Genomic DNA, 18951 nt, shown 5'->3' with positions numbered 1-18951 from the left:
CTCGACGTTAGCGCACCAGCTCCAGGGGCTGGATTACAGACGTCTACAGCGACAAATAGGTCTTGAGCTCGAACGGCGTGACGTGGCTGCGGTAGTTCTCCCACTCGGCGCGCTTGTTGCGCAGGAAGTAGTCGAACACGTGCTCCCCCAACGCTTCTGCGACCAGTTCAGAGCTCTCCATCTCGGTGAGCGCCACACCGAGGCTGCCCGGCAGCTCCTTGTAGCCCATCGCGCGGCGTTCCTCGGGGGTGAGGTTCCACACGTTGTCCTCGGCCTGGGGGCCCAAAACGTAGTTTTTCTCGATGCCGCGCAGCCCCGCGGCGAGCAGGACGGCGAAGGTCAGATACGGGTTGCACGCCGAGTCGGGGCTGCGCACCTCGACGCGGCGCGATGATGCCTTGCGCGGGGTGTACATCGGAACCCGCACGAGCGCCGACCGGTTGGCCGCTCCCCAGCTCGCCGCGGTCGGCGCCTCGCCGCCGTGGACGAGCCGCTTGTAGGAGTTCACCCACTGATTGGTGACGGCGCTGATCTCATTGGCGTGTTCGAGGATGCCCGCGATGAACGACTTGGCGACATCGGAAAGCTGCAACACGTCATCGGGGCTGTGGAAGGCGTTGTTCTCGCCCTCGAACAAGCTCATGTGGGTGTGCATCGCCGAGCCGGGATGTTCGGAGTAGGGCTTGGGCATGAACGTGGCCCGCACACCGTCGCCGAGCGCGACCTCCTTGACGACGTATCGGAAAGTCATCACGTTGTCGGCCATCGACAGCGCATCGGCGTAACGCAGGTCGATCTCCTGCTGGCCCGGGGCGCCCTCGTGGTGACTGAACTCCACCGAGATGCCCATCTGCTCGAGTGCGTCGATGGCGTGGCGGCGGAAGTTCGGCGCGGCGTCGTGCACGGCCTGGTCGAAGTAGCCGCCGTTGTCGGCGGGGACGGGCACGCTGCCGTCGTACTCACCCGGCTTGAGGAGGAAGAACTCGATCTCGGGGTGCACGTAGCAGGAGAAGCCGAGGTCGCTGGCCTTGGACAGCTGGCGGCGCAGGACGTGGCGGGAGTCCGCCCACGACGGCGAACCGTCGGGCATCGTGATGTCGCAGAACATGCGCGCCGAGTGGTGGTCGCCCGCACTGGACGTCCACGGCAGCACCTGGAACGTGGACGGGTCGGGCCGCGCCACCATGTCGGCCTCGGAAACCCGGGCGAAGCCCTCGATCGCCGAACCGTCGAAGCCGATGCCCTCCTCGAACGCGCCTTCGAGTTCGGCGGGCGCGATGGCGACCGATTTGAGGTATCCGAGCACATCGGTGAACCACAACCGGACGAAGCGGATATCGCGTTCTTCCAGCGTGCGCAGCACGAATTCCTTCTGCCGGTCCATGTCCGCAGGGTATGCACCGGCTGTTAAATCTGTGTTACGGCGATGCGAGCTTGCGCGAAGAGCAGGTAAAACGGGCGGCTTCACCTAGCGGTGCGTGCGGTCAGGCGTCGAGTTCGTAGCTCAGCCACGTCGACTTCGCCGCGCCGATTCCGTCGTAGAGCCGTCGCGCCGTCGCATTGTCAGGGGCCGTCTCCCACACCAACTTCTCGGCACCGCGGTCGCGGCACAGCTGCAGACCCCGCTCGATCAGCGCCCGGCCCGTGCCGGTGCCACGGGCCGCCGACTCCACGTACAGATCGTTGAGCACACCGATGCGAGCGGCGTACAACGTCTGCCAGGTCCAGTAGATCGTCGCGAACCCCAGCGGTGTTCCGTCGCCGCGCGCGATCAGCTGCACGCCCTCGTCGGGGTGGTCGATCAGTGCGTTCGACAGGGCCAGCAGGCGCTCATCGGACGGATCCACGCGATAGAAGTCGCAGTAGCCGCGCATCATCGGTAACAGCTCCGGCACGTCCGAAGCCGTGACACCGGTGATGCTCAGCTGCTGCATCGGGTGTCGGGCGGTGGGACCGTGACGTCGATCAGGTAGCGGGCGGCGATCTCGTCGACGCAGTCGTCGCCCTGAAATGCCACGGTGTGCTGCGTGCCTTCGTAGGTCAGCAGCGTGCCCCCCAGCTGACGCGCCAGGTCGACGCCCGCCTCGTACGGGGTGGCGGGGTCGTTGGTCGTCGAGATCACCAGGATCGGCGGCAGCCCGTCGACGTTGATCTCGTGCGGTTCCGTCGTCGGAGGGACGGGCCAGAACGCACACGTGCCCAGCGGAGCGTGCCCGGTGAACTCGCCATAGCTCATGAACGGCGCCGCTTCACGAGCCCGCCGGTCCTCCTCGACGGCCTTGGCGCGGTCCGTCACCGCCGGCTTGTCGACGCAGTTGACCGCGACGCGTACGTCGGTCGAGTTGTTGTAGTGGCCGTTCTCGTCGCGGCCCATGTAAAGATCGGCCAGCGCCAGCATCGTGTCGCCCTCCCCGTCCTTGATCTCCTTGAGGGCCTGGGTGAGGTGGCGCCACAGATTCGGCGAGTACAGCGGCAGGATGGTGCCGACGATCGCGTCGGAGTAGCTCAGCCCGCGCGGATCACGCGTCTTCAACGGGTTCTCCACCAGCGGGTCGACCATGCTGCGGTAGACGTCGACCGCCTTGGCCGGATCGGTGCCCAGCGGGCAGTCCGCGTTCTCGGCGCAGTCGGCGGCGTAATCATCGAAGGCGGTCTGGAATGCCTTGGCCTGGCGGATGTTGGCCTCGGTGGGATCGGCGTTGGGGTCGATGGCGCCGTCGAGGATCATCGCGCGCACGTTGTCCGGATAGGCCTCCGCGTACAGCGCGCCGATGCGGGTGCCATACGAGTAGCCCAGATAGTTCAGCTTCTCGTCGCCGAGAGCCTGCCGCATCGCGTCGAGATCCTTGACGACGCTGGCAGTTCCGACGTTGGCGAGGAATTCGTCGCCCATCTTGTCGACGCAGCGCTGCACGAACGCCTTGGTTTCGGACTCGATGTGCTCGACACCCTCGGGCGTGTAGTCCACCTGCGGGTCGGCGCGGAGCCGGTCGTTGTCCGCGTCGGAGTTGCACCAGACCGCGGGCGTGGACGCCGCGACGCCGCGCGGGTCGAAGCCGACCAGATCGAATCGTTGGCGGACGCTGTCGGGCAGCAGCCCGACCATGCTGGTCGCCGCCGCGACACCCGACTCGCCAGGACCGCCGGGGTTGACGATCAGGGAGCCGATCTTGTCTCCGGTCGCCCTGAACCGGATCATCGCCAGGCGCGCGACCTCGCCCTCAGGCTCGGCCCAGTTCACCGGAACAGACAACCTGCCGCACTCGGCACCGACGGGCGCCGGCTCACCGTCGGAGGACGAGTTCTCGCACTCCCCCCACTCGATCGGCGATCCCGGCGGGGGCACGGCGACCACGCCGCGGCCCTCGACCAGGTTCGTGCAACCGGCGACCAGCAACATCAACGCCGTCACTTGGACGCCGATCTTCAGGCTCATGGCACCACATGCTGCCATGACCGCACATCCGCGCTGGCTAGGCGGCTATCGCGTGGCGCTCAGCAGCTCGTCGAGCGCGGCCTGGAAATCGTCAGCCATGTCCCACAGATCGGGCAGCAACTCCGGGCATGACACGATCCCGACGTCCAATTTCCCGGTCAACGACATCACCGTGATGTTGAGTCCGGAGCCGTGGAAGATCGGCCCCAGCGGGTACATGGCGTCCACCTCGCAGCCCAGGTAGTAGAGCGGAACCTGTGGGCCGGGGACGTTGGAGACGACGAGGTTGTGCACCGGCCTGGCCCCGCTCAGCCGGCTGGCCGCGTAGACCCGCATCGCGACACCGAACACCGCGGGTGCCGCGAACTGGGTCCAGTCCTGTAGCAGGGTCGCCCCGATCGCCGAACTGTGTTGTTTGGCAACCGAATTCGAGTCGGCGATGGATTTCAACCGCTCCGCCGGATCCTCGATGTGAGTCTCCAGCTTGGAGAACATGCCCGACACCTGGTTGCGACCGGGCCGGTCCGACTTGTCGTGCACCGACACCGGCACCATCGCGACCAACGAATTCTCCGGCAACTCACCGCGATCGTCGAGGAATTTGCGCAGCACACCGGACACCAGCGCCATCACCACGTCATTGACCTTGACCCCGAAGTGGTTCTTGACGGTCTTGATGTCCTCGAGGTCCAGCTGCGCGAACGCGACGTTGCGATGTCCGGTGACGTTGCTGTTCCAGGCGGTCTTGGGAGCGACGAACGGGGCCGTCATGGCGTTGCCCCCGCGGGCCCGGCGGGCGGTGTCCACGACAGTCGACAGGGTCGACGGCAGCGCATTGATCAACTTGAGCGGCCGAGTGGCGTACTTGACCGCGCCGGACACCGCGATCTCCAGGGAACTCGCGTCGCCAGAACCATCCACCGGGTCGGGAGGCGGAGCATCGGCTTCGGTGCTGCACAGCTGCGACATCAGGTTGGCCCCCGAGACCCCGTCGACGCCGGAGTGGTGGACCTTCGTCATCACGACGATGCGTCCACCGTTCTGCGGGTCGGTGCCCCCGACGTTCTCGATGACCCACTTCTCCCACAGCGGCCGGCTGCGGTCGAGTTGCAACGAGGCGATGTGCCCACAGATCTCAGCCAATTCGCGGCGACCGCCCGGGACAGGCAGACCGATTCGGTGCAGGTGCCGGTCGACGTCAAAATCCCTGTCCTCCACCCACACCGGATGGTCGAGGTTGAACCGGCTGTCGGCGAGCTTCTCCCGGAATTGCGGCATCGCCTTGATCCTCAGGTCGAACGCGTCGCGGAAACGGTCGAAGGTGTACCCGCCCGGCATGGTCGACGTGTCCAACTCGAGGATCGAACACACATGCAGCGGTTGCTGCGCGGTCTCGAGATAGAGGAAACTGGCGTCGAGTCCGCTTAACCGTTGCATGCCGCCGATGTTAGGCCGGGCTGAGCCCGGTGTGAGGAAATCCACTCAACGCGCCTTTCAACTTCGGCGCCCGAAGTGGCAGACTGAACAGGTCAGACGAACCCGGGGACCCCGATGGGCCTCGAGGATCGACCCGACCAACCCGTGAGGGACAACGATGTCTGAGCAGACTGTCTATGGCGCTGCGGCGGATAAGCCGCGGACCAAAATAAGAACCCTTCACCTGCAGAAGTGGAAGTCAGAAGGCCACAAGTGGGCCATGCTGACGGCCTACGACTTCTCTACCGCCCGTATTTTCGACGATGCAGGCATTCCCGTCCTGCTGGTCGGCGATTCGGCGGCCAACGTGGTTTACGGCTATGACACCACGGTGCCGGTGACCCCCGACGAGCTCATCCCGCTGGTCCGCGGCGTGGTCCGCGGCGCTTCGCACGCACTGGTGGTCGCCGACCTGCCGTTCGGCAGCTATGAGGCAGGCCCGCAGCAGGCCCTTGCGACCGCCACCCGGTTCATGAAGGAGACCGGCGCGGGTGCGGTCAAACTGGAGGGTGGCGAGCGCGTCGCCGATCAGATCGCGACGCTGACTCAGGCCGGCATCCCCGTGGTCGCGCACATCGGATTCACCCCGCAGAGCGTCAACAGCCTGGGCGGCTTCCGCGTCCAGGGCCGCGGCGACGGCGCCGAGCAGACCGTCCACGACGCGATCGCCGTGCAGGAAGCGGGGGCCATCGCCGTGGTGCTCGAGATGGTTCCCGCTGAGCTGGCGACTCAGATCACCGGCAAGCTGACCATCCCCACCATCGGCATCGGAGCCGGACCCAACTGCGATGCGCAGGTGCTGGTGTGGCAGGACATGGCCGGCATGACGAGCGGTAAGACCGCCAGGTTCGTCAAACATTTCGGCGATGTGGGTGCCGAATTGAGCCGCGCCGCAACGCAGTACGCCGACGAGGTCGCCAGCGGGACGTTCCCCGCCGAAGAGCACTCCTTCTAGGAGAACTCCGGCTTCCGCTTGGCCATGAAGGCGTCGACGCCTTCGCGGCCGTCGGCGGAGTTGGCGCGCTCGGCGATCAGCCGGCTCTCGAATTCCATCTGCTCCTCGAGACCGCTGTTGAACGTCGACAGCATCAGTGCCTTCACGGAGCCGTTGGACCCGGCGCAGGTGGCCGCCATTTTCTCGGCCAGCGCGTCGGCACGGGCGGCCAGTTGATCGTCGGGCACCACCTCGGTGACCAGACCCCACTGCGCGGCGTCCTGGGCCGAGAGAGTGCGGTTGGTCAGCATCAGTTCCTTGGTCTTGGCGATACCGATGAGACGCGGCAGGAAGTATGAGGAGCTGCCGTCCGGCGATAGTCCCACCTTGGTGTAGGCCATCGTGAACGACGCCGACTCCGCGGCGAGGACGAGATCGCCCGTCACCGCAATCGAGAAGCCCGCTCCGGCGGCGGTGCCGTTGACCGCGGTGATGAGCACGGCGTCCATCCGCGAGAAGCTCGAGATCGCGCGATGCAGGTCGTTCGCGACACCCTTGATGTGCAGGCCCCGGTCGGGCGCGGGTGCAAAGGACTTCAGATCGCCTCCGGCGCAGAAGAACCGACCCGAACCGGTGAGCACGACCACCTTCGTCGCCGCGGTGTCGCAGCGCCGTGCGGCATCGGCGAGCTCGCGAGTCATGGTGTTGTTCATTCCATTTGCGGCGTCGGGCCGGTTCAGGGTGATCCGGGTGATGGCACCGGACGGCTCGAATTCGAGGGTTTCATAGTCGGTCACCCCTGGACTTTATCGCCGCTGTCGAGCTGCCCGGCCGCTCCCCCAGGCTGCTCGTTTACCTGAATGTGGCAGTCTTGCCCGCACCATGGGCAATTCCACTTCGAACTATCTGGAGGTCGAGCGCAAGTTCGACGTCGTCGACTCCACCGTGTCCCCGTCATTCGACGGGCTCTCAGCGGTCGCGTCGGTGAAGCGTTCTCCTGTGCAGCAACTCGACGCCGTCTACTTCGACACCCCTGACCGCGACCTGGCCGCGCACCGCATCACGTTGCGTCGGCGCACCGGCGGCTCCGACGCCGGATGGCACCTCAAGTTGCCCGCTGGTGCCGACGCCCGCACCGAGGTGCGGGAGCCGCTGGACAGCTCTGGTGACGACGTGCCGGAGGCGCTGCGCGACGTCGTGTTGGCCATCGTGCGGGACCGCCCGTTGGCTCCCGTGGCGCGGATCTCGACCGAGCGCACCGTCGACATGCTCTACGGACGTGACGGCGTGGCGCTCGCGGAGTTCTGTGACGACCAGGTCACGGCCTCCGCCGGGCTGGACGGCGCGGAACAACGGTGGCGCGAATGGGAGCTCGAGCTCGCAGAGGGCGGCGACCGAGAACTGTTGGAGCGTCTCGCGAACAGGCTGCTGGATGCCGGCGCGGTACCCGCCGGCCACGGTTCCAAGCTGGCCAGGGTACTCGAATCGACGGCCGAGTCCGAGCCGTCGGAGCTGCCCGACGACCCGATCCACCGGGCGGTCGCCGGACATGTCGACGAGTTGCTGGAGTGGGATCGGGCGGTTCGCGCCGACGTCTACGACTCCGTGCACCAGATGCGGGTCACGACGCGCAAGATCCGCAGCCTGCTGCAGTCGTCCGAGGACGCGTTCGGGATCACCGACGACGCCTGGATCCTCGACGAACTGCGCCAGCTGGCAGCCGTGCTGGGTGTGGCGCGCGACGCCGAGGTGCTCGCCGAGAAGTACGAGAAAGCACTCGACGAACTGCCCGCGGAATTGATCCGCGGTCCGGTGCGCGAGCGACTGGTCGACGGCGCGAAGAAGCGCTACTCCGCGGGGCACCGGCGGTCGCTGATCGCGATGCGCTCCGATCGCTACTTCCGGCTGCTCGATGCTCTCGAGGCGTTGGTGGCCACTGCCCCGCCACCGCCCCGGCCCGGTGACGAAGAACCCACAACGCTGACCATCGACGCCGCGTACAAGAAGGTCCGCAAGGCAGCCAAGGCAGCGCACACCGCCGAGTCCGACACCGAGCGGGACGAAGCCTTGCACCGAATCCGTAAGCGCGCCAAACGACTTCGGTATACAGCGTCGGCGACGGGTGACGACAAGGTGTCCGACCGCGCGAAGGCCATTCAGTCGTTGCTCGGCGATCACCAGGACAGCGTCGTCAGCCGGGATCACCTCAGCAAGGAGGCCGCCGTCGCGCACGCCGCCGGCGAGGACACCTTCACCTACGGGGTGCTCTATCAGCTTGAAGCCGAAGTCGCACGCCGGGCCGAGGAGAGCCTCGGCGCCGCACTGAAGAAGCTGGGCAAGTCCGTTCGCTAGGAGTGGTGACTCAGACCGCTGCGTGGGCTCCGCGCAGAAGGCGGCGCAGCTCGAGCATCGCGTCGTGCAACTCGGTACGGACGATGGGTTCTGTGGTGCAGTCCTCGGAGGCGATCTGCGCGGTGGTGCGCCCGAGGAAGTACGCCCGGTAGATGAGCGCGCGGTGCGAAATCGACAGCATCGCCATAGCCTGTCGAACCACCCTGCCGTCGGTCATGGTGAGAGCACCGTGTGCGGGTCGAGCGCCGAGGGATGGTCGACGAGGTAGTCGAGTATGTGGTCGTGCGCCTTCACGAGGTGGTCGCCGGTGAGACGCGCCGTGGTGGCGGCATCCCCGCGTTCGACGGCGGCCAGTATCTCCGCATGCTCGCTACCGATGTGCCCGGTCTGACCGATCACCTCGAGGTGCAGGTACACGTAGCGATCGGTCAAGCGCCGCAGGTGCTCGATCAGTTCGATCGTGCGCGGGCGGTTGGACCGTCGGTAGACCGCGGCGTGGAATTCGGTGTTGGCCGCGAGCCAGGTGCGCGCATCGGTTGGCTCCGACATGATCGCCAGCTGCTTTCGCATGTAGATGATCTCGGCGCGGCCGACGTGAGGGACCGCGATCGCGGTGGTCTTCGGCTCGATCGACAGCCGCAGGTCGTACAGCTCCTGCAATTCCTCGATCGACATGCGGGTGACGATCGCGGTGGCGTTGGACAGCGGCTCCACCAGGCCTTCGCCGGCGAGTAGCGCCAACGCGTCGCGCACCGGAATCCGGCTGACGCCGAACCTTTCGGCGAGGCCGACCTGGGCGAGCTTGGCGCCGGGCACGACGTCCCCGTGCAGGATCTCGGCCCTGAGCTGTGAGGCTATGCGTGCTGCGGAACTTTCGGATGCCATAGCGTTGTCCTGTCTACGATCTTGAATTCTTGTATACAGACGCTGGCTGTGAGGAAGCAGGGAAAGAGGATGGGTTGGCCTGTAAGCCGGATTCTGCAATCTGGGCGTTTGCCGCGAGTAGCTGCGTTGGGCGTGTTGTGTATTCGCACGTCGCGGCGTTGGCGGGCCGACCTACGTCAAGCGGTCCCTTTCGTTAGGACCGTTCGGGGACTGGGATGGTCGCAGGCTCGGCCGGGTCGGTGGGTTGGCCCGGGTTCTCCATCGGTGGCGCTGTGATAGGTCCGGGAGCACCGGGTACGCGGGGCTTAGTTGAGGGGTTCGTCTGTCCGGGATTCGACACTGATTGGGGCGCTCGACAGCCATTAAGCGCCCCTATGACGATGTCGCCGCCTTGGATGAGGCAACAGTAGTCATTGCGATGGTCCCATGGCCCAGGAATTTCATGCATGCACTTCCAATATGCCTCGTTGTCAAACGCGGCGGCCGCCGTCGGAACAGACGCAAAGGCGACGCCAACCAGAAGCGCGACCAGCGTAATGCTGTTGAGTCTCTTCGTAATTCGCAGAATCATGGGTCTTCCCCTCGGTTATACGCGACCCATGCGGGGCCGGCGTTGTCGAGAAAATGTTCTCGAACAAGCAGGGCAGCGACCATCGCGTCCAAGCCAGAGTTGTCAGTTAGAGCGGCAACAATTAGCTATCCCGCGGGTAAGGCACGCTGAACTTACTAGAGGAACCACCCGGCCTGATTGACGTCCTACCTATTGTTCGGCCCCGCCCACACTCTCGTAGTGGGCGGGGCCGGTTTCATGTTTCGATGCTCTCTTAGCGAGGTGCTCCGCGTGATTCGGACGACCGGACCCGCGACGCGGTTGATTCGGTACGTGGACTTACTGCGGACGCATTGCGGACGGCGGCGACTCCGAGTGGCTGAACATGCTGTTCAAGGGGCCGGGGCGGATGAGTTGGCCTGTAAGCCGGATTCTGTTCCGCACCGCCGCGAGTGATCACGGCGGTGAGGCGGCGACCATCCATCTGGACACACCGTTGCCGGGTGCCTCAAGCGGCCTACCCGCAGGCTCGGGCGAGCAGCCCTCGGACGCCTGCGCGGCCGCACCAGGTGCGGCCTTCTTGGCCTTGCTTCGGGTGGGGTTTGCCTAGCCACTCCGGTCACCCGGAATGCTGGTGCGCTCTTACCGCACCGTTTCACCCTTACCGCCTCGAGGGCGGCGGTCTGTTTTCTGTGGCACTTTCCCGCGAGTCACCTCGGATTGCTGTTAGCAATCACCCTGCTCTGCGAAGTCCGGACTTTCCTCGAATCATCTCGCGATGATCCGCGGCCGCCCGGCCAACTCATCCGCGCAATAAACTTAGCTCATGTCCCAGGTTCCCCCGGCCCGTTATCTCCTGAGGGCCAAGGATCTGGTCGACGCACGCTATGCGGATCCCATCACCGTCGACGACCTCGCCGCCGCGGCGGGACTGTCGCGGGCCCATTTCAGCCGGATGTTCACCCGGACGTTCGGGGAGTCTCCCCGGGCATATCTGCAGACCAGGCGTCTGGAGCGCGCGGCGTCATTGCTGCGCCACACCGACCGCTCGGTGGCCGACATCTGCGTGATGGTGGGACTGCAAAGCGTCGGGTCGTTCACCACCAGCTTCTCGCGGGTGTACGGCATGCCTCCCGCGGCGTATCGGGCCAGCATGCCGCCGGCAGCGATCTACGCGCGAGTGCCCAGTTGCATCCTCGCGCGCGACACCCGGCCGCCCGCCGACAGCCGCGTGCGCAAGACAGCACACGGGGAGAAGACGGGCGACGGCGACCGACCGTAGCGTCGTTCGCATGATCAAAGTTGCAAGCGCCCACCTGTGGGTACACGACCAGGACGTCGCACTGAAATTCTGGACCGAGAACGTCGGAATGGAAGTGCGCCAAGATGTTTCGCTGCCCGATATGGACAACTCGTTTCGGTGGCTGACGGTCGGTCCGCCGGGCCAGGACGACGTGTCGATCGTGTTGATGGCGGTCCCCGGCGAACCTGTGATGGATGAGGTCACGCGCAAACAGGTGCAGGAGCTCACCGCCAAAGGCTTCGCCGGCACCGTGTTCCTGACGACCGAAGACATCCAGTCCGACTACGACGAGATGAGTGCTCGTGGCGTCGAATTCACCGAACCGCCACATCAGATGCCATACGGCATCGACTCCGGATTTCGTGATCCGTCCGGCAACAGCGTGCGATTGACCCAATTAGCGCCGCCGCCCGCCAATACTGTCTAAGTGCGAACCACTACCGCAGCACTGGGTTCGGCGGCGTTCTTCGTCGTGGCGCCCGGCACGTTCGTCGGGCTGGGCCCGTGGCTGATCACCCGCTGGGAGATCCCCGAGTCCAGCCCGCCCTTACGCCTGGCGCTCGGGGCGGTGTTCGTCGTCGCAGGCCTGATCCCGCCCATTCACGCATTCGTCCAGTTCGCCAAGGCAGGCGGGACGCCGATGCCCGTCGCGCCGACGGAACGACTCGTCGTCGGAGGGTTCAATCGCTTCGTCCGGAACCCGATGTACGTCGGCCTGTTGACCGCGATCCTGGGTCAGGCGCTGCTCTTCGACAGCCTGTGGTTGGTGGTCTACGCGGTGATCGGGTGGCTTGTGACGGCGTCATTCGTGCACTGGTACGAGGAACCGACGCTGGTGCGCACCTACGGCGAGCAGTACGAGGAGTACCGGCGCAATGTGCCCGCATGGACTCCACGCCTGACGCCGTGGCGGCCTAGTGTGCAGCCAGATCGCAAAATCCGCTGAAAACGGTCCACATCGCGATCTCAGCGCACACTAGAGGCCCGAATCTCACATCTCGCCGACCCGCGCCGTCTACAAGGTATGAACACTCGACATTGCATCATCGACAGCCGGCTGGGCGAGCTCAGCCTGGTCGCCGACGGCAACGCCCTCATCGGCGTCTACTTCCGGCATCACTGGCACCGCCCCGACCCATCCACGTTCGGAGCGCGGGTCGACGTTGACACCGATGTCCTGCTTGCCGAGGCCGAGGTCCAATTGACGGATTACCTCGCGGGAGACCGGACCGACTTCGACCTGCCTGTCAACCCAGACGGCGACCAACGTCAGCTGCGCGTCTGGAAAATGGTGTCCGACATCCCCTTCGGCGGCACCGTCACCTACGGGGAGTTCGCCACTGCTCTTGCCGACGGAACGACGCCGCAGGAAGTCGGCCAAGCGGTCGGCCGCAATCCGTTGTGCATCGTCATCCCCTGCCACCGTGTGGTCGGAAGCAACGGTCAGCTCACGGGCTACGCGGGCGGGTTGAAGCGCAAGCAGTTCCTTCTCGAGCTCGAGGAGACCGCCGACGTCAAGGCGGCGAGGCTGTTCTGATGCATCGGAAGCGGGTCGACTCGGGTGATTGGGACGCGATCACCGCGGAGCTCAACGACTTCGGCGGAGCGTTGCTACCCCGGCTGCTCACCGATGCCGAGGCTGAGGCGATCACGCGGCACTACCCCGACGACCGCATGTTCCGCTCGACCATCGACATGCGCAGATACCGGTTCGGCGAGGGTGAGTACCGGTACTTCCACCAGCCTTACCCCGCGCCGATCGAGGCACTCAAGCAGGCGCTGTACCCGCGGCTGTTGCCGATCGCGCGAGACTGGTGGGCCAAGCTCGGCCGCCCATCCCCGTGGCCGGACACCCTCGACGACTGGCTCGACATGTGCCACGCGGCCGGCCAAACGAAGTCGACCGCGATACTGCTCAAGTACGGCGCGGGAGACTGGAACGCGCTGCATCGAGACCTCTACGGCGAGTTGGTCTTTCCACTGCAGGTGGTGATCAACCTGAGCGAGCCGGGCGTCGACCACACCGGCGGCGAATTCCTGCTCGTCGAGCAGCGCCCCCGGGCCCAGTCGCGTGGCACCTCCATACGGCTGCCACGCGGTCACGGGTTCGTGTTCACCACCCGGGAGCGACCGGTCCGATCGGCGCGCGGCTGGTCGGCGGCGCCGGTCCGGCACGGCGTCTCGACGGTCCGATCAGGCCGGCGATTCACGCTCGGCCTGGTGTTCCACGACGCGGCGTGAGAGATGCAGCGCGGTGCCCGCCCGTCCGCATCACGAGTGGATCGAGCGTCTAGCCCGCTGGCCGCCGCCGCAGCACGATCACGTTGTCGTGCCAGATGAAGGGCTCCCTGTCGGGCCAGTTCACCTCTCGCTCCACCACTTTCGTCTGCGCCGGCTCCCACTCCGCAGCTGAGAGATTCAGCGAGGCGACGACCTCCTCCGGACTCAGGAAGATATGGCGGTGCTGATCGAGCTTCGAGTCGCCCGGCGGAGGGGCGCTGTGGTCCACGATCAGCAGCGTGCCGCCCGGTTTCAGGGCTTCGGCCGCCCGCTGGAAGATGCGGGTACGGTCCAGCGGCAGGGTGGAGTGCAAGAAGTGGGCACTCACCAGGTCGAACTCACCGTCCGGAAATGTCTCTGACAGGTCGTGTTGCTGGAAGTCGATCCGGTCCAGCACGCCGCGCGTCTCGGCTGCTGAACGAGCCCGCTGCAGCGCGGTATCCGAGATATCCACGGCGACCACATCCCAGCCACGCTCTGCCAGCCACACCGAGTCCGCTCCCTCGCCGCAGCCGAGGTCGAGTGCTCGACCGATCGGCAGTCCGGGAACCACCTCGGCGAGGCGGAGGTTGACCCGTCCGCTCCACACTCGGTCGCGTTCGCTGTAGTGCTGCTCCCAGTGCTCCTTGGCGTCAGGCGTTGACACGTTGTCTCCCTTCAGGAACGGCCAGACCGTATTCGTCCGCCATCAAACTCTGCACTACTGCCGCGGCTGCGTGTGAGCCGCTCGCGATCGCGGCCGCCACCTGTGGCATCTGCACGCTCAGGTCGCCTGCGGCGAACACCCCGGGCGTCGTCGTCCGGTAGAAGCCGTCCACCGCGATCGGGTTCTGAGCGACGGGGGTCGGGTCGGCGGGCTCGGCCCCCAACTGGTCGGCCAGCGTCGAGCGCTGATGCAGGGTGGTGGCGACGAGTAAACCCTTGCGCGCCAATCGGGTTCCGTCGGTGAACACGACGGCGCTCAATTCGCCGTTCTCGGAGTGCAGTTCGGCCACGCGTCGCTCGTCGATGGCGATGTTCGCATCGGCCAGCCGGACGCGGTCGTCATTCTCCAGACCGTCGGGCCCGTCGGTCAGCACGACGATGTCGTCGCTCCAGCCGCGCAGCAGGAGCGCCGAATGGACCGCACGCGGACCGCGCGCCAGGACGGCCAGCGGTTGGTCCCGCATCTCCCAGCCGTGGCAGAACGGGCAGTGGAACGCCGATCCGCCCCACAGCTGCGCCAGTCCGGGCAACTCCGGTGGGCGGTACTCCATGCCGGTGGCAAGCAGTACGCGTCGGGTGCGCTCGCGCGTGCCGTCGGCCAGCTGCAGGACGAAATCGCTGTCCGCCCGTTCGCCGGTCACCACCTCGCCGCTGCGCACCTCGACACTCGGATATGCCGACAGCTCATGCCGCCCGATCTCGTATAGCTCGGCCGGGCTCCGTCCGTCGTGTCCGAGCAGGCCGCCGATGCCGTGAGCAGGCAGATTGCTCTGCGCTCCGGCATCGACCAGCAGAGTGCGGCGGCGAGCCCGTCCGAGCACCAATCCAGCACTCAGGCCGGCCGCACCGCCTCCGACGATGATGCAGTCCCAGATGTCGTCCATGACTCCACCTTGCAGGCGCCATGACAGAAGTGCCAAGCTTTCTTGCCATGCAGGCAAATGACGAAGAGAGTGTCGATCTGCGGGTGCGCAAGCGTCTGCGCGATCTGCGGATGCAGCGCGGCCTCACCCTCGAAGAGGTTGCGAGCCGGTCGAGCATCGACGTGTCGACCCTGAGTCGTCTGGAATCCGGTAAAAGGCGGCTGGCTCTTGACCATCTCCCCCGCCTCGCCGCCGCACTCACGGTGAGCACCGACGAACTACTGAGGGCGCCCGAAGCCGAAGATCCACGGGTGCGGGCGAACTCGCACACCAGCCACGGCGTCACCTACTGGCCGCTGACCCGTCAAGCCGCCGCAGGCGGACTCCACGCGTACAAGATCCGCATCAGCGCGCGCCGACGTACGCCGCCTCCCGAGCTGCCCGTGCACGAGGGCCAGGAGTGGATGTACGTGCTGTCCGGTCAGGTACGGCTGATCCTCGGCGAGCGCGATTTCATCGTCAAACCCGGTGAAGCCGTGGAGTTCTCGACATGGACCCCGCATTGGTTCGGAGTTGTCGACGGGCCCGCGGAGGCCATCACGATTTTCGGCGTACACGGCGAACGGCTGCATCTACACGGCTAACGGCTCACCCGATCTTGTGCCAGCTCGGCGAGGTGCTTGAGCGAGTTGTCGAGGTGCTGCCGGTCGAATGGCGGGAACCCGATCTCTTCGCGAATGGCCTGCGGCACCGCCGACCAGTCATACGTCAGCGTGACCTCCGTCCGGTCGTCGGCGACCGACTCGAGGTCGTAGCGCCAGATCCAGCCGCCGAAGTCGAGGTTGCCGTCGTCGGTGCGTTGGCCCGGAAGCCATGCGATCGCGTGCGGCGGCTCGAAGACCTCGACTCGATTCGCGATCTCGTAGTGCATTCCCCCGTAGTTCGAGTGGTACATCGCCATCCGGAAGACCTGGCCCACTTCGGTCAGCCGCTTGCCGTCGAGCGACTCTCGGACCCAACCGGTGCCGTCGATCGCGTGATGAGTGTTCGGGTCGGCCAGCACGTCGAACACGGTTGCGGCAGGCGCATATACCGCACGCGTCGATTTCATCGTTTCCTCAGTCATGTCCGTACCGACCGGTGGCGGCTCAGAAACTCATCGCCAGAACGTCCGACCGGCCGTCACCTATCCCAGGTAGGCCGTCTGGTTGACCAGCCGCACCGAGGCCGCACCGTCGGGGTAGAACTCGGCGATCGATAGCGACGCCAGGTCTAGATGCATGCGGTACAGGACGCTCGGGCCCGCATCCAGCGCCATGCGCAGCAGCGTCTTGATGGGCGTCACGTGCGACACCACCAGCACCGTCTCCCCCGGATGCTCGGAGATGATGCGCGCCCGCGCCCTGCCGACCCGCTCAGCCGCGGCGTCGAAGCTCTCCCCGTCGGGCGGCGCCACACTGGTGTCGCGCAGCCAGCGCTTGTGCAGCGCCGGATCACGTTCGGCCGCTTCGCCGAACGTCAGCCCCTCCCAGCCGCCGAAGTCCGTCTCGATCAGGTCGGCGTCGACGCTGACGTCGAGGCCCAGCGCTTTGGCCGCTGCATCGGCGGTGTCGTGCGCACGCTGCAGCGGCGAGGTGATCACGGCCGAGATGCCGCCCCTGTCGCCCAGGAACTGCGCGGCCGCGTCGGCCTGGCGACGGCCGAGTTCCGTCAGCGCCGGGTTGCCGCGGCCCGAATACCTACGTTCCACCGACAGTTCGGTCTGCCCGTGTCGCAGCAGGAGGAACCGGGTCGGCGCACCCCGCGCACCCGTCCAGCCGGCGGGGTTGGTGACCTGCTCCGTTTTCGGTTCCGCCGTGGACGTTTCCAGTTCGGCCGCCGCATCCATCGCCTCGTTCGCCAAGCGGTCGGCATGGCTGTTCTTCTCCCGCGGAACCCAGGTGTAGGTGACGCGGTCGAATCGCGTCGACAGCGCGGTGGCCTCCTGATGCAGCGGCACCATGTCCGGATGCTTGACCTTCCAGCGTCCCGACATCTGCTCCACGACCAGCTTGGAGTCCATGTTCACGTCGACCTCGGAGGCACCCAGGTCCGCGGCCTCCTCCAAACCGGCGATCAACCCGCTGTACTCGGCGACGTTGTTGGTGGCACGGCCGATCGCCTGTTTGCGCTCGGCGAGCACCGTGTTGTGATCAGCGGTCCACACGACCGCACCGTAGCCAGCCGGGCCGGGGTTGCCGCGCGATCCCCCGTCGGCTTCGACGACAACCTTCACGCGCTGGTCCCCTTGACCCGCAACAGAATCGCTCCACACTCGGGGCACCGCAGCACTTCGTCGTCCGCGGCGGCGGAGATCCTGGCCAGTTCGCCACGGTCGATCTCGATGCGGCATGCGCCGCACCGGCCGCCCTGAAGCAACCCGGCTCCCGCGCCGCCGCGGGTGCGCTGACGCTCGTACAGCGCCACCAGGTCGGGGTCCAGGCCGGCGACGAGTTCGTCGCGCCGCGAAAGTGATTGGTCGCGTTGGCGGTCGAGTTCACCGCGCGCCTCGTCGCACGCTCGCTGCGCCTCCCCGAGGTCCTTCTGCAGCTCGTCGATCTTCGTCAACTCGGCGGCCTGCTCGCCCTGCAGCTCCTCGCGGCGCTCCATGATCTCCAGCAGCGAGTCCTCCAGCGAGGCCTGCCTGCGCTCGAGTGTCTCCAGTTCGTGCTGTAACTCGGTGAGCTGTTTGGCATCTGTGGCCCCCGAGTCCAGCAGCTTGCGGTCGCGATCCTCTCGCTGGCGGACCGAGTCGATCTCGGCCTCGAACTTGCTCACCTGCTCGTTGAGGTCGTCGAGCGCGATCTGCAGTACGGCGAGCCGGTCGTTGGCTTCGCGGTGCGTCGCCTGGATGGTTTCGAGCCGTTGCAACTCGGCGAGGTGGCCCGCGCGATGTTCGATACGGCCTCGTTCGGCGTCCAGCTCGGCCAGTTCGAGCAGCGAACGTTGTTGAATCACTTCAGCTTTCATGCCTCGTTCTCTCCACGTTCCAAGGGTCAGTACGAACCGCTGACACCCGCACGGGTAACGCTTCGCCGAAACGGTCTCGCAGCAGGTCGGCGGCCTGTGTGCACCACGGGTATTCGCTCGCCCAGTGCGCGACGTCGATGAGCGCCACCTCGGATGCCCGCCGGTGCTCGTCGGCGGGATGGTGCCGAAGGTCTGCGGTCACAAAGGCCTGCACTTCGGCGCGCGCGACGGTGTCGAGCAGGGAGTCGCCTGCACCGCCGCAGACCGCCACCCGCGACACCGTCGCCTCGGGATCGCCGGAGGCGCGAATCCCCCACGACGTGCCTGGCAGGGCGTCGTGCACCCGTGCCACGAAGGCCGACAACGGCTCCGGCCGCGCCAGCGCGCCCACCCGGCCCAACCCGACGTCGCCCGGCAGGGGTGCCAGCTCGAAGACGTCGAACGCGGGCTCCTCGTACGGGTGCGCCGTGCGCATCGCCGCCAGCACTCGGCCGCGAATCCGCGACGGCGCGATCATCTCCACGCGCTCCTCGGGCACCCGCTCAATCATCCCGACGGCGCCGATCGCCGGCGTCGCACCGTCGTGCGGTAGGAATTGGCCGATACCCGTCGCGGTCCAGCTGCAGTGCGAGTAGTCGCCGATGTGTCCGGCGCCGGCGGCGAACATCGCTTCCCTTACCGCGTCGGCGTTTTCGGGGCTTTCGGTGGGGACGAAGACCACCCACTTGTCCAGGCCCGCCCCGGCCGGGATGGGCGCCAAGACTTCTTCGACCGTCAGGCCCAGCGCGGCGGCCAGGGCGTCCGATACTCCAGGCGATGCCGCGTCGGCGTTGGTGTGCGCGGTGAACAGGGCCCGGCCGGTACGGATCATCTGGTGCAGCAGCGCACCTTTGGCGGTGTCGGCGGCGACGGTGTCGACCCCGCGCAACAGCAGCGGATGATGCGCGAGCAGCAGTCCCCGGTCGGGCACCTCGGCGACGACGGCGGCGGTGGCGTCCACGGCGACCGTGACCGTCTCGACGATCTCCGACGGGTCGCCGCAGACCAAACCCACCGAATCCCAGTCCTGGGCCAGGTTCGGCGGGTAGGCCGTCTCGAGAACGTCGATGATGTCGGACAGCCGTGGTCTGATGTCGCCGGCCGAGCGGCTCCGGGCGC

General features: G+C 66.5%; 21 protein-coding genes and 1 other RNA gene. 8 read left to right on the top strand and 14 right to left on the bottom strand.

The annotated features are described in order from the left end of the window. Positions 1-43: 43 nt before the first annotated feature. From glnA to G6N36_RS01950, 4 genes are all read right to left on the bottom strand, one after another. Positions 44-1384 carry a type I glutamate--ammonia ligase gene (gene glnA / locus G6N36_RS01965; RefSeq protein ID WP_163684502.1) on the bottom strand — a complete coding sequence of 447 codons (1341 nt, stop codon included), beginning with the start codon at positions 1382-1384 and terminating at the stop codon, positions 44-46. A 100-nt stretch (positions 1385-1484) separates the two neighbouring features. Then, entirely contained in the window at positions 1485-1934 is a 450-nt protein-coding gene (locus tag G6N36_RS01960) for a GNAT family N-acetyltransferase (RefSeq protein WP_235689950.1), read from the bottom strand. Further along, on the bottom strand, positions 1922-3436 hold the full coding sequence (locus tag G6N36_RS01955; RefSeq protein ID WP_179964695.1) for an alpha/beta hydrolase: 1515 nt from the start codon (positions 3434-3436) through the stop codon (positions 1922-1924). Before G6N36_RS01955 ends, G6N36_RS01960 begins: the two co-directional genes overlap by 13 nt. Before the next feature lie 45 nt (positions 3437-3481). Then, positions 3482-4873 carry a WS/DGAT/MGAT family O-acyltransferase gene (locus tag G6N36_RS01950; protein ID WP_163684497.1) on the bottom strand — a complete coding sequence of 464 codons (1392 nt, stop codon included), beginning with the start codon at positions 4871-4873 and terminating at the stop codon, positions 3482-3484. A gap of 157 nt (positions 4874-5030) precedes the next feature. Here G6N36_RS01950 and panB point away from each other — a divergent pair, with 157 nt between their 5' ends. Beyond that, positions 5031-5867: a 3-methyl-2-oxobutanoate hydroxymethyltransferase gene (gene panB / locus G6N36_RS01945; RefSeq protein WP_163684496.1), complete on the top strand. Its 837-nt coding sequence runs from the start codon at positions 5031-5033 to the stop codon at positions 5865-5867. On the opposite strand, the gene G6N36_RS01940 is transcribed toward panB, so the two are convergent. Further along, entirely contained in the window at positions 5864-6643 is a 780-nt protein-coding gene (locus G6N36_RS01940; RefSeq protein WP_163684494.1) for an enoyl-CoA hydratase/isomerase family protein, read from the bottom strand. The two genes, panB and G6N36_RS01940, sit on opposite strands and share 4 nt — an antisense overlap. Positions 6644-6728: 85 nt before the next feature. Here G6N36_RS01940 and G6N36_RS01935 point away from each other — a divergent pair, with 85 nt between their 5' ends. Beyond that, complete coding sequence (locus G6N36_RS01935) at positions 6729-8198, top strand: CYTH and CHAD domain-containing protein (protein WP_163684492.1); 1470 nt, start codon at positions 6729-6731, stop codon at positions 8196-8198. Positions 8199-8208: 10 nt separating this feature from the next. Here the strand turns inward: G6N36_RS01935 and G6N36_RS01930 are convergent, their stop codons facing one another. The 3 genes from G6N36_RS01930 to rnpB all read right to left on the bottom strand — a co-directional run bounded on the left by G6N36_RS01930 (position 8209) and on the right by rnpB (position 10438). Beyond that, on the bottom strand, positions 8209-8415 hold the full coding sequence (locus G6N36_RS01930) for a sigma-70 family RNA polymerase sigma factor (protein WP_163684490.1): 207 nt from the start codon (positions 8413-8415) through the stop codon (positions 8209-8211). Further along, complete coding sequence (locus G6N36_RS01925; RefSeq protein WP_163684488.1) at positions 8412-9083, bottom strand: GntR family transcriptional regulator; 672 nt, start codon at positions 9081-9083, stop codon at positions 8412-8414. Before G6N36_RS01925 ends, G6N36_RS01930 begins: the two co-directional genes overlap by 4 nt. Positions 9084-10039: 956 nt before the next feature. After that, positions 10040-10438: RNase P RNA component class A (rnpB, locus tag G6N36_RS01920), an RNA gene on the bottom strand. Positions 10439-10459: 21 nt separating this feature from the next. On the opposite strand from rnpB, the gene G6N36_RS01915 reads away from it, so the two are divergent. From G6N36_RS01915 to G6N36_RS01895, 5 genes are all read left to right on the top strand, one after another. Further along, the gene (locus G6N36_RS01915; protein ID WP_163684486.1) at positions 10460-10915 is read left to right on the top strand and encodes a helix-turn-helix transcriptional regulator; all 456 of its coding nucleotides are present in this window, start codon (positions 10460-10462) and stop codon (positions 10913-10915) included. A gap of 10 nt (positions 10916-10925) precedes the next feature. After that, positions 10926-11363, top strand: coding sequence for a VOC family protein (locus tag G6N36_RS01910; RefSeq protein ID WP_163684485.1), 438 nt, complete (start codon positions 10926-10928; stop codon positions 11361-11363). Continuing rightward, complete coding sequence (locus tag G6N36_RS01905) at positions 11364-11882, top strand: methyltransferase family protein (protein WP_163684483.1); 519 nt, start codon at positions 11364-11366, stop codon at positions 11880-11882. It abuts the gene before it with no gap. Positions 11883-11960: 78 nt separating this feature from the next. Next, on the top strand, positions 11961-12473 hold the full coding sequence (locus G6N36_RS01900; RefSeq protein ID WP_163684481.1) for a methylated-DNA--[protein]-cysteine S-methyltransferase: 513 nt from the start codon (positions 11961-11963) through the stop codon (positions 12471-12473). Next, the gene (locus G6N36_RS01895; protein WP_163684479.1) at positions 12473-13177 is read left to right on the top strand and encodes a 2OG-Fe(II) oxygenase; all 705 of its coding nucleotides are present in this window, start codon (positions 12473-12475) and stop codon (positions 13175-13177) included. Before G6N36_RS01900 ends, G6N36_RS01895 begins: the two co-directional genes overlap by 1 nt. A 49-nt stretch (positions 13178-13226) precedes the next feature. On the opposite strand, the gene G6N36_RS01890 is transcribed toward G6N36_RS01895, so the two are convergent. Beyond that, the gene (locus tag G6N36_RS01890; RefSeq protein WP_163684477.1) at positions 13227-13862 is read right to left on the bottom strand and encodes a class I SAM-dependent methyltransferase; all 636 of its coding nucleotides are present in this window, start codon (positions 13860-13862) and stop codon (positions 13227-13229) included. Continuing rightward, positions 13849-14805 (bottom strand): NAD(P)/FAD-dependent oxidoreductase, encoded by a 957-nt coding sequence (locus tag G6N36_RS01885; protein ID WP_163684475.1) that lies wholly within the window; start codon positions 14803-14805, stop codon positions 13849-13851. The genes G6N36_RS01890 and G6N36_RS01885 overlap by 14 nt, the downstream gene beginning before the upstream one ends. Before the next feature lie 47 nt (positions 14806-14852). Here G6N36_RS01885 and G6N36_RS01880 point away from each other — a divergent pair, with 47 nt between their 5' ends. Further along, a complete protein-coding gene (locus G6N36_RS01880; protein WP_163690313.1) occupies positions 14853-15428 on the top strand; it encodes a helix-turn-helix domain-containing protein in 576 nt (191 codons plus the stop codon). Here G6N36_RS01880 and G6N36_RS01875 read toward each other — a convergent pair. The 4 genes from G6N36_RS01875 to G6N36_RS01860 are packed head-to-tail and all read right to left on the bottom strand — an operon-like array spanning position 15425 to position 18925. Continuing rightward, on the bottom strand, positions 15425-15910 hold the full coding sequence (locus tag G6N36_RS01875; RefSeq protein ID WP_163684473.1) for an SRPBCC family protein: 486 nt from the start codon (positions 15908-15910) through the stop codon (positions 15425-15427). The genes G6N36_RS01880 and G6N36_RS01875 overlap by 4 nt on opposite strands. A gap of 60 nt (positions 15911-15970) precedes the next feature. Further along, on the bottom strand, positions 15971-17059 hold the full coding sequence (locus G6N36_RS01870; RefSeq protein WP_163684471.1) for a bifunctional RNase H/acid phosphatase: 1089 nt from the start codon (positions 17057-17059) through the stop codon (positions 15971-15973). Beyond that, positions 17056-17793 carry a zinc ribbon domain-containing protein gene (locus tag G6N36_RS01865; RefSeq protein ID WP_163684470.1) on the bottom strand — a complete coding sequence of 246 codons (738 nt, stop codon included), beginning with the start codon at positions 17791-17793 and terminating at the stop codon, positions 17056-17058. Before G6N36_RS01865 ends, G6N36_RS01870 begins: the two co-directional genes overlap by 4 nt. Continuing rightward, the gene (locus tag G6N36_RS01860) at positions 17783-18925 is read right to left on the bottom strand and encodes a Nif3-like dinuclear metal center hexameric protein (protein WP_163690312.1); all 1143 of its coding nucleotides are present in this window, start codon (positions 18923-18925) and stop codon (positions 17783-17785) included. Before G6N36_RS01860 ends, G6N36_RS01865 begins: the two co-directional genes overlap by 11 nt. Positions 18926-18951 lie beyond the last annotated feature (26 nt).

The organism is Mycolicibacterium gadium (assembly GCF_010728925.1).
Lineage (GTDB): Bacteria > Actinomycetota > Actinomycetes > Mycobacteriales > Mycobacteriaceae > Mycobacterium > Mycobacterium gadium.
The sequence above is the reverse complement of the archived record's forward strand: the minus strand, read 5'-3'. Positions and strand labels throughout refer to the sequence as shown.

Bases quoted from the DNA above. Each gene is read 5' to 3' on its own strand.
- glnA (WP_163684502.1), bottom strand. From the start codon at position 1,384: ATGGACCGGCAGAAGGAATTCGTGCTGCGCACGCTGGAAGAACGCGAT.
- G6N36_RS01960 (WP_235689950.1), bottom strand. From the start codon at position 1,934: ATGCAGCAGCTGAGCATCACCGGTGTCACGGCTTCGGACGTGCCGGAG.
- G6N36_RS01955 (WP_179964695.1), bottom strand. From the start codon at position 3,436: ATGAGCCTGAAGATCGGCGTCCAAGTGACGGCGTTGATGTTGCTGGTC.
- G6N36_RS01950 (WP_163684497.1), bottom strand. From the start codon at position 4,873: ATGCAACGGTTAAGCGGACTCGACGCCAGTTTCCTCTATCTCGAGACC.
- panB (WP_163684496.1), top strand. From the start codon at position 5,031: ATGTCTGAGCAGACTGTCTATGGCGCTGCGGCGGATAAGCCGCGGACC.
- G6N36_RS01935 (WP_163684492.1), top strand. From the start codon at position 6,729: ATGGGCAATTCCACTTCGAACTATCTGGAGGTCGAGCGCAAGTTCGAC.
- G6N36_RS01930 (WP_163684490.1), bottom strand. From the start codon at position 8,415: ATGACCGACGGCAGGGTGGTTCGACAGGCTATGGCGATGCTGTCGATT.
- G6N36_RS01925 (WP_163684488.1), bottom strand. From the start codon at position 9,083: ATGGCATCCGAAAGTTCCGCAGCACGCATAGCCTCACAGCTCAGGGCC.
- G6N36_RS01915 (WP_163684486.1), top strand. From the start codon at position 10,460: ATGTCCCAGGTTCCCCCGGCCCGTTATCTCCTGAGGGCCAAGGATCTG.
- G6N36_RS01910 (WP_163684485.1), top strand. From the start codon at position 10,926: ATGATCAAAGTTGCAAGCGCCCACCTGTGGGTACACGACCAGGACGTC.
- G6N36_RS01900 (WP_163684481.1), top strand. From the start codon at position 11,961: ATGAACACTCGACATTGCATCATCGACAGCCGGCTGGGCGAGCTCAGC.
- G6N36_RS01895 (WP_163684479.1), top strand. From the start codon at position 12,473: ATGCATCGGAAGCGGGTCGACTCGGGTGATTGGGACGCGATCACCGCG.
- G6N36_RS01885 (WP_163684475.1), bottom strand. From the start codon at position 14,805: ATGGACGACATCTGGGACTGCATCATCGTCGGAGGCGGTGCGGCCGGC.
- G6N36_RS01880 (WP_163690313.1), top strand. From the start codon at position 14,853: ATGCAGGCAAATGACGAAGAGAGTGTCGATCTGCGGGTGCGCAAGCGT.
- G6N36_RS01875 (WP_163684473.1), bottom strand. From the start codon at position 15,910: ATGACTGAGGAAACGATGAAATCGACGCGTGCGGTATATGCGCCTGCC.
- G6N36_RS01865 (WP_163684470.1), bottom strand. From the start codon at position 17,793: ATGAAAGCTGAAGTGATTCAACAACGTTCGCTGCTCGAACTGGCCGAG.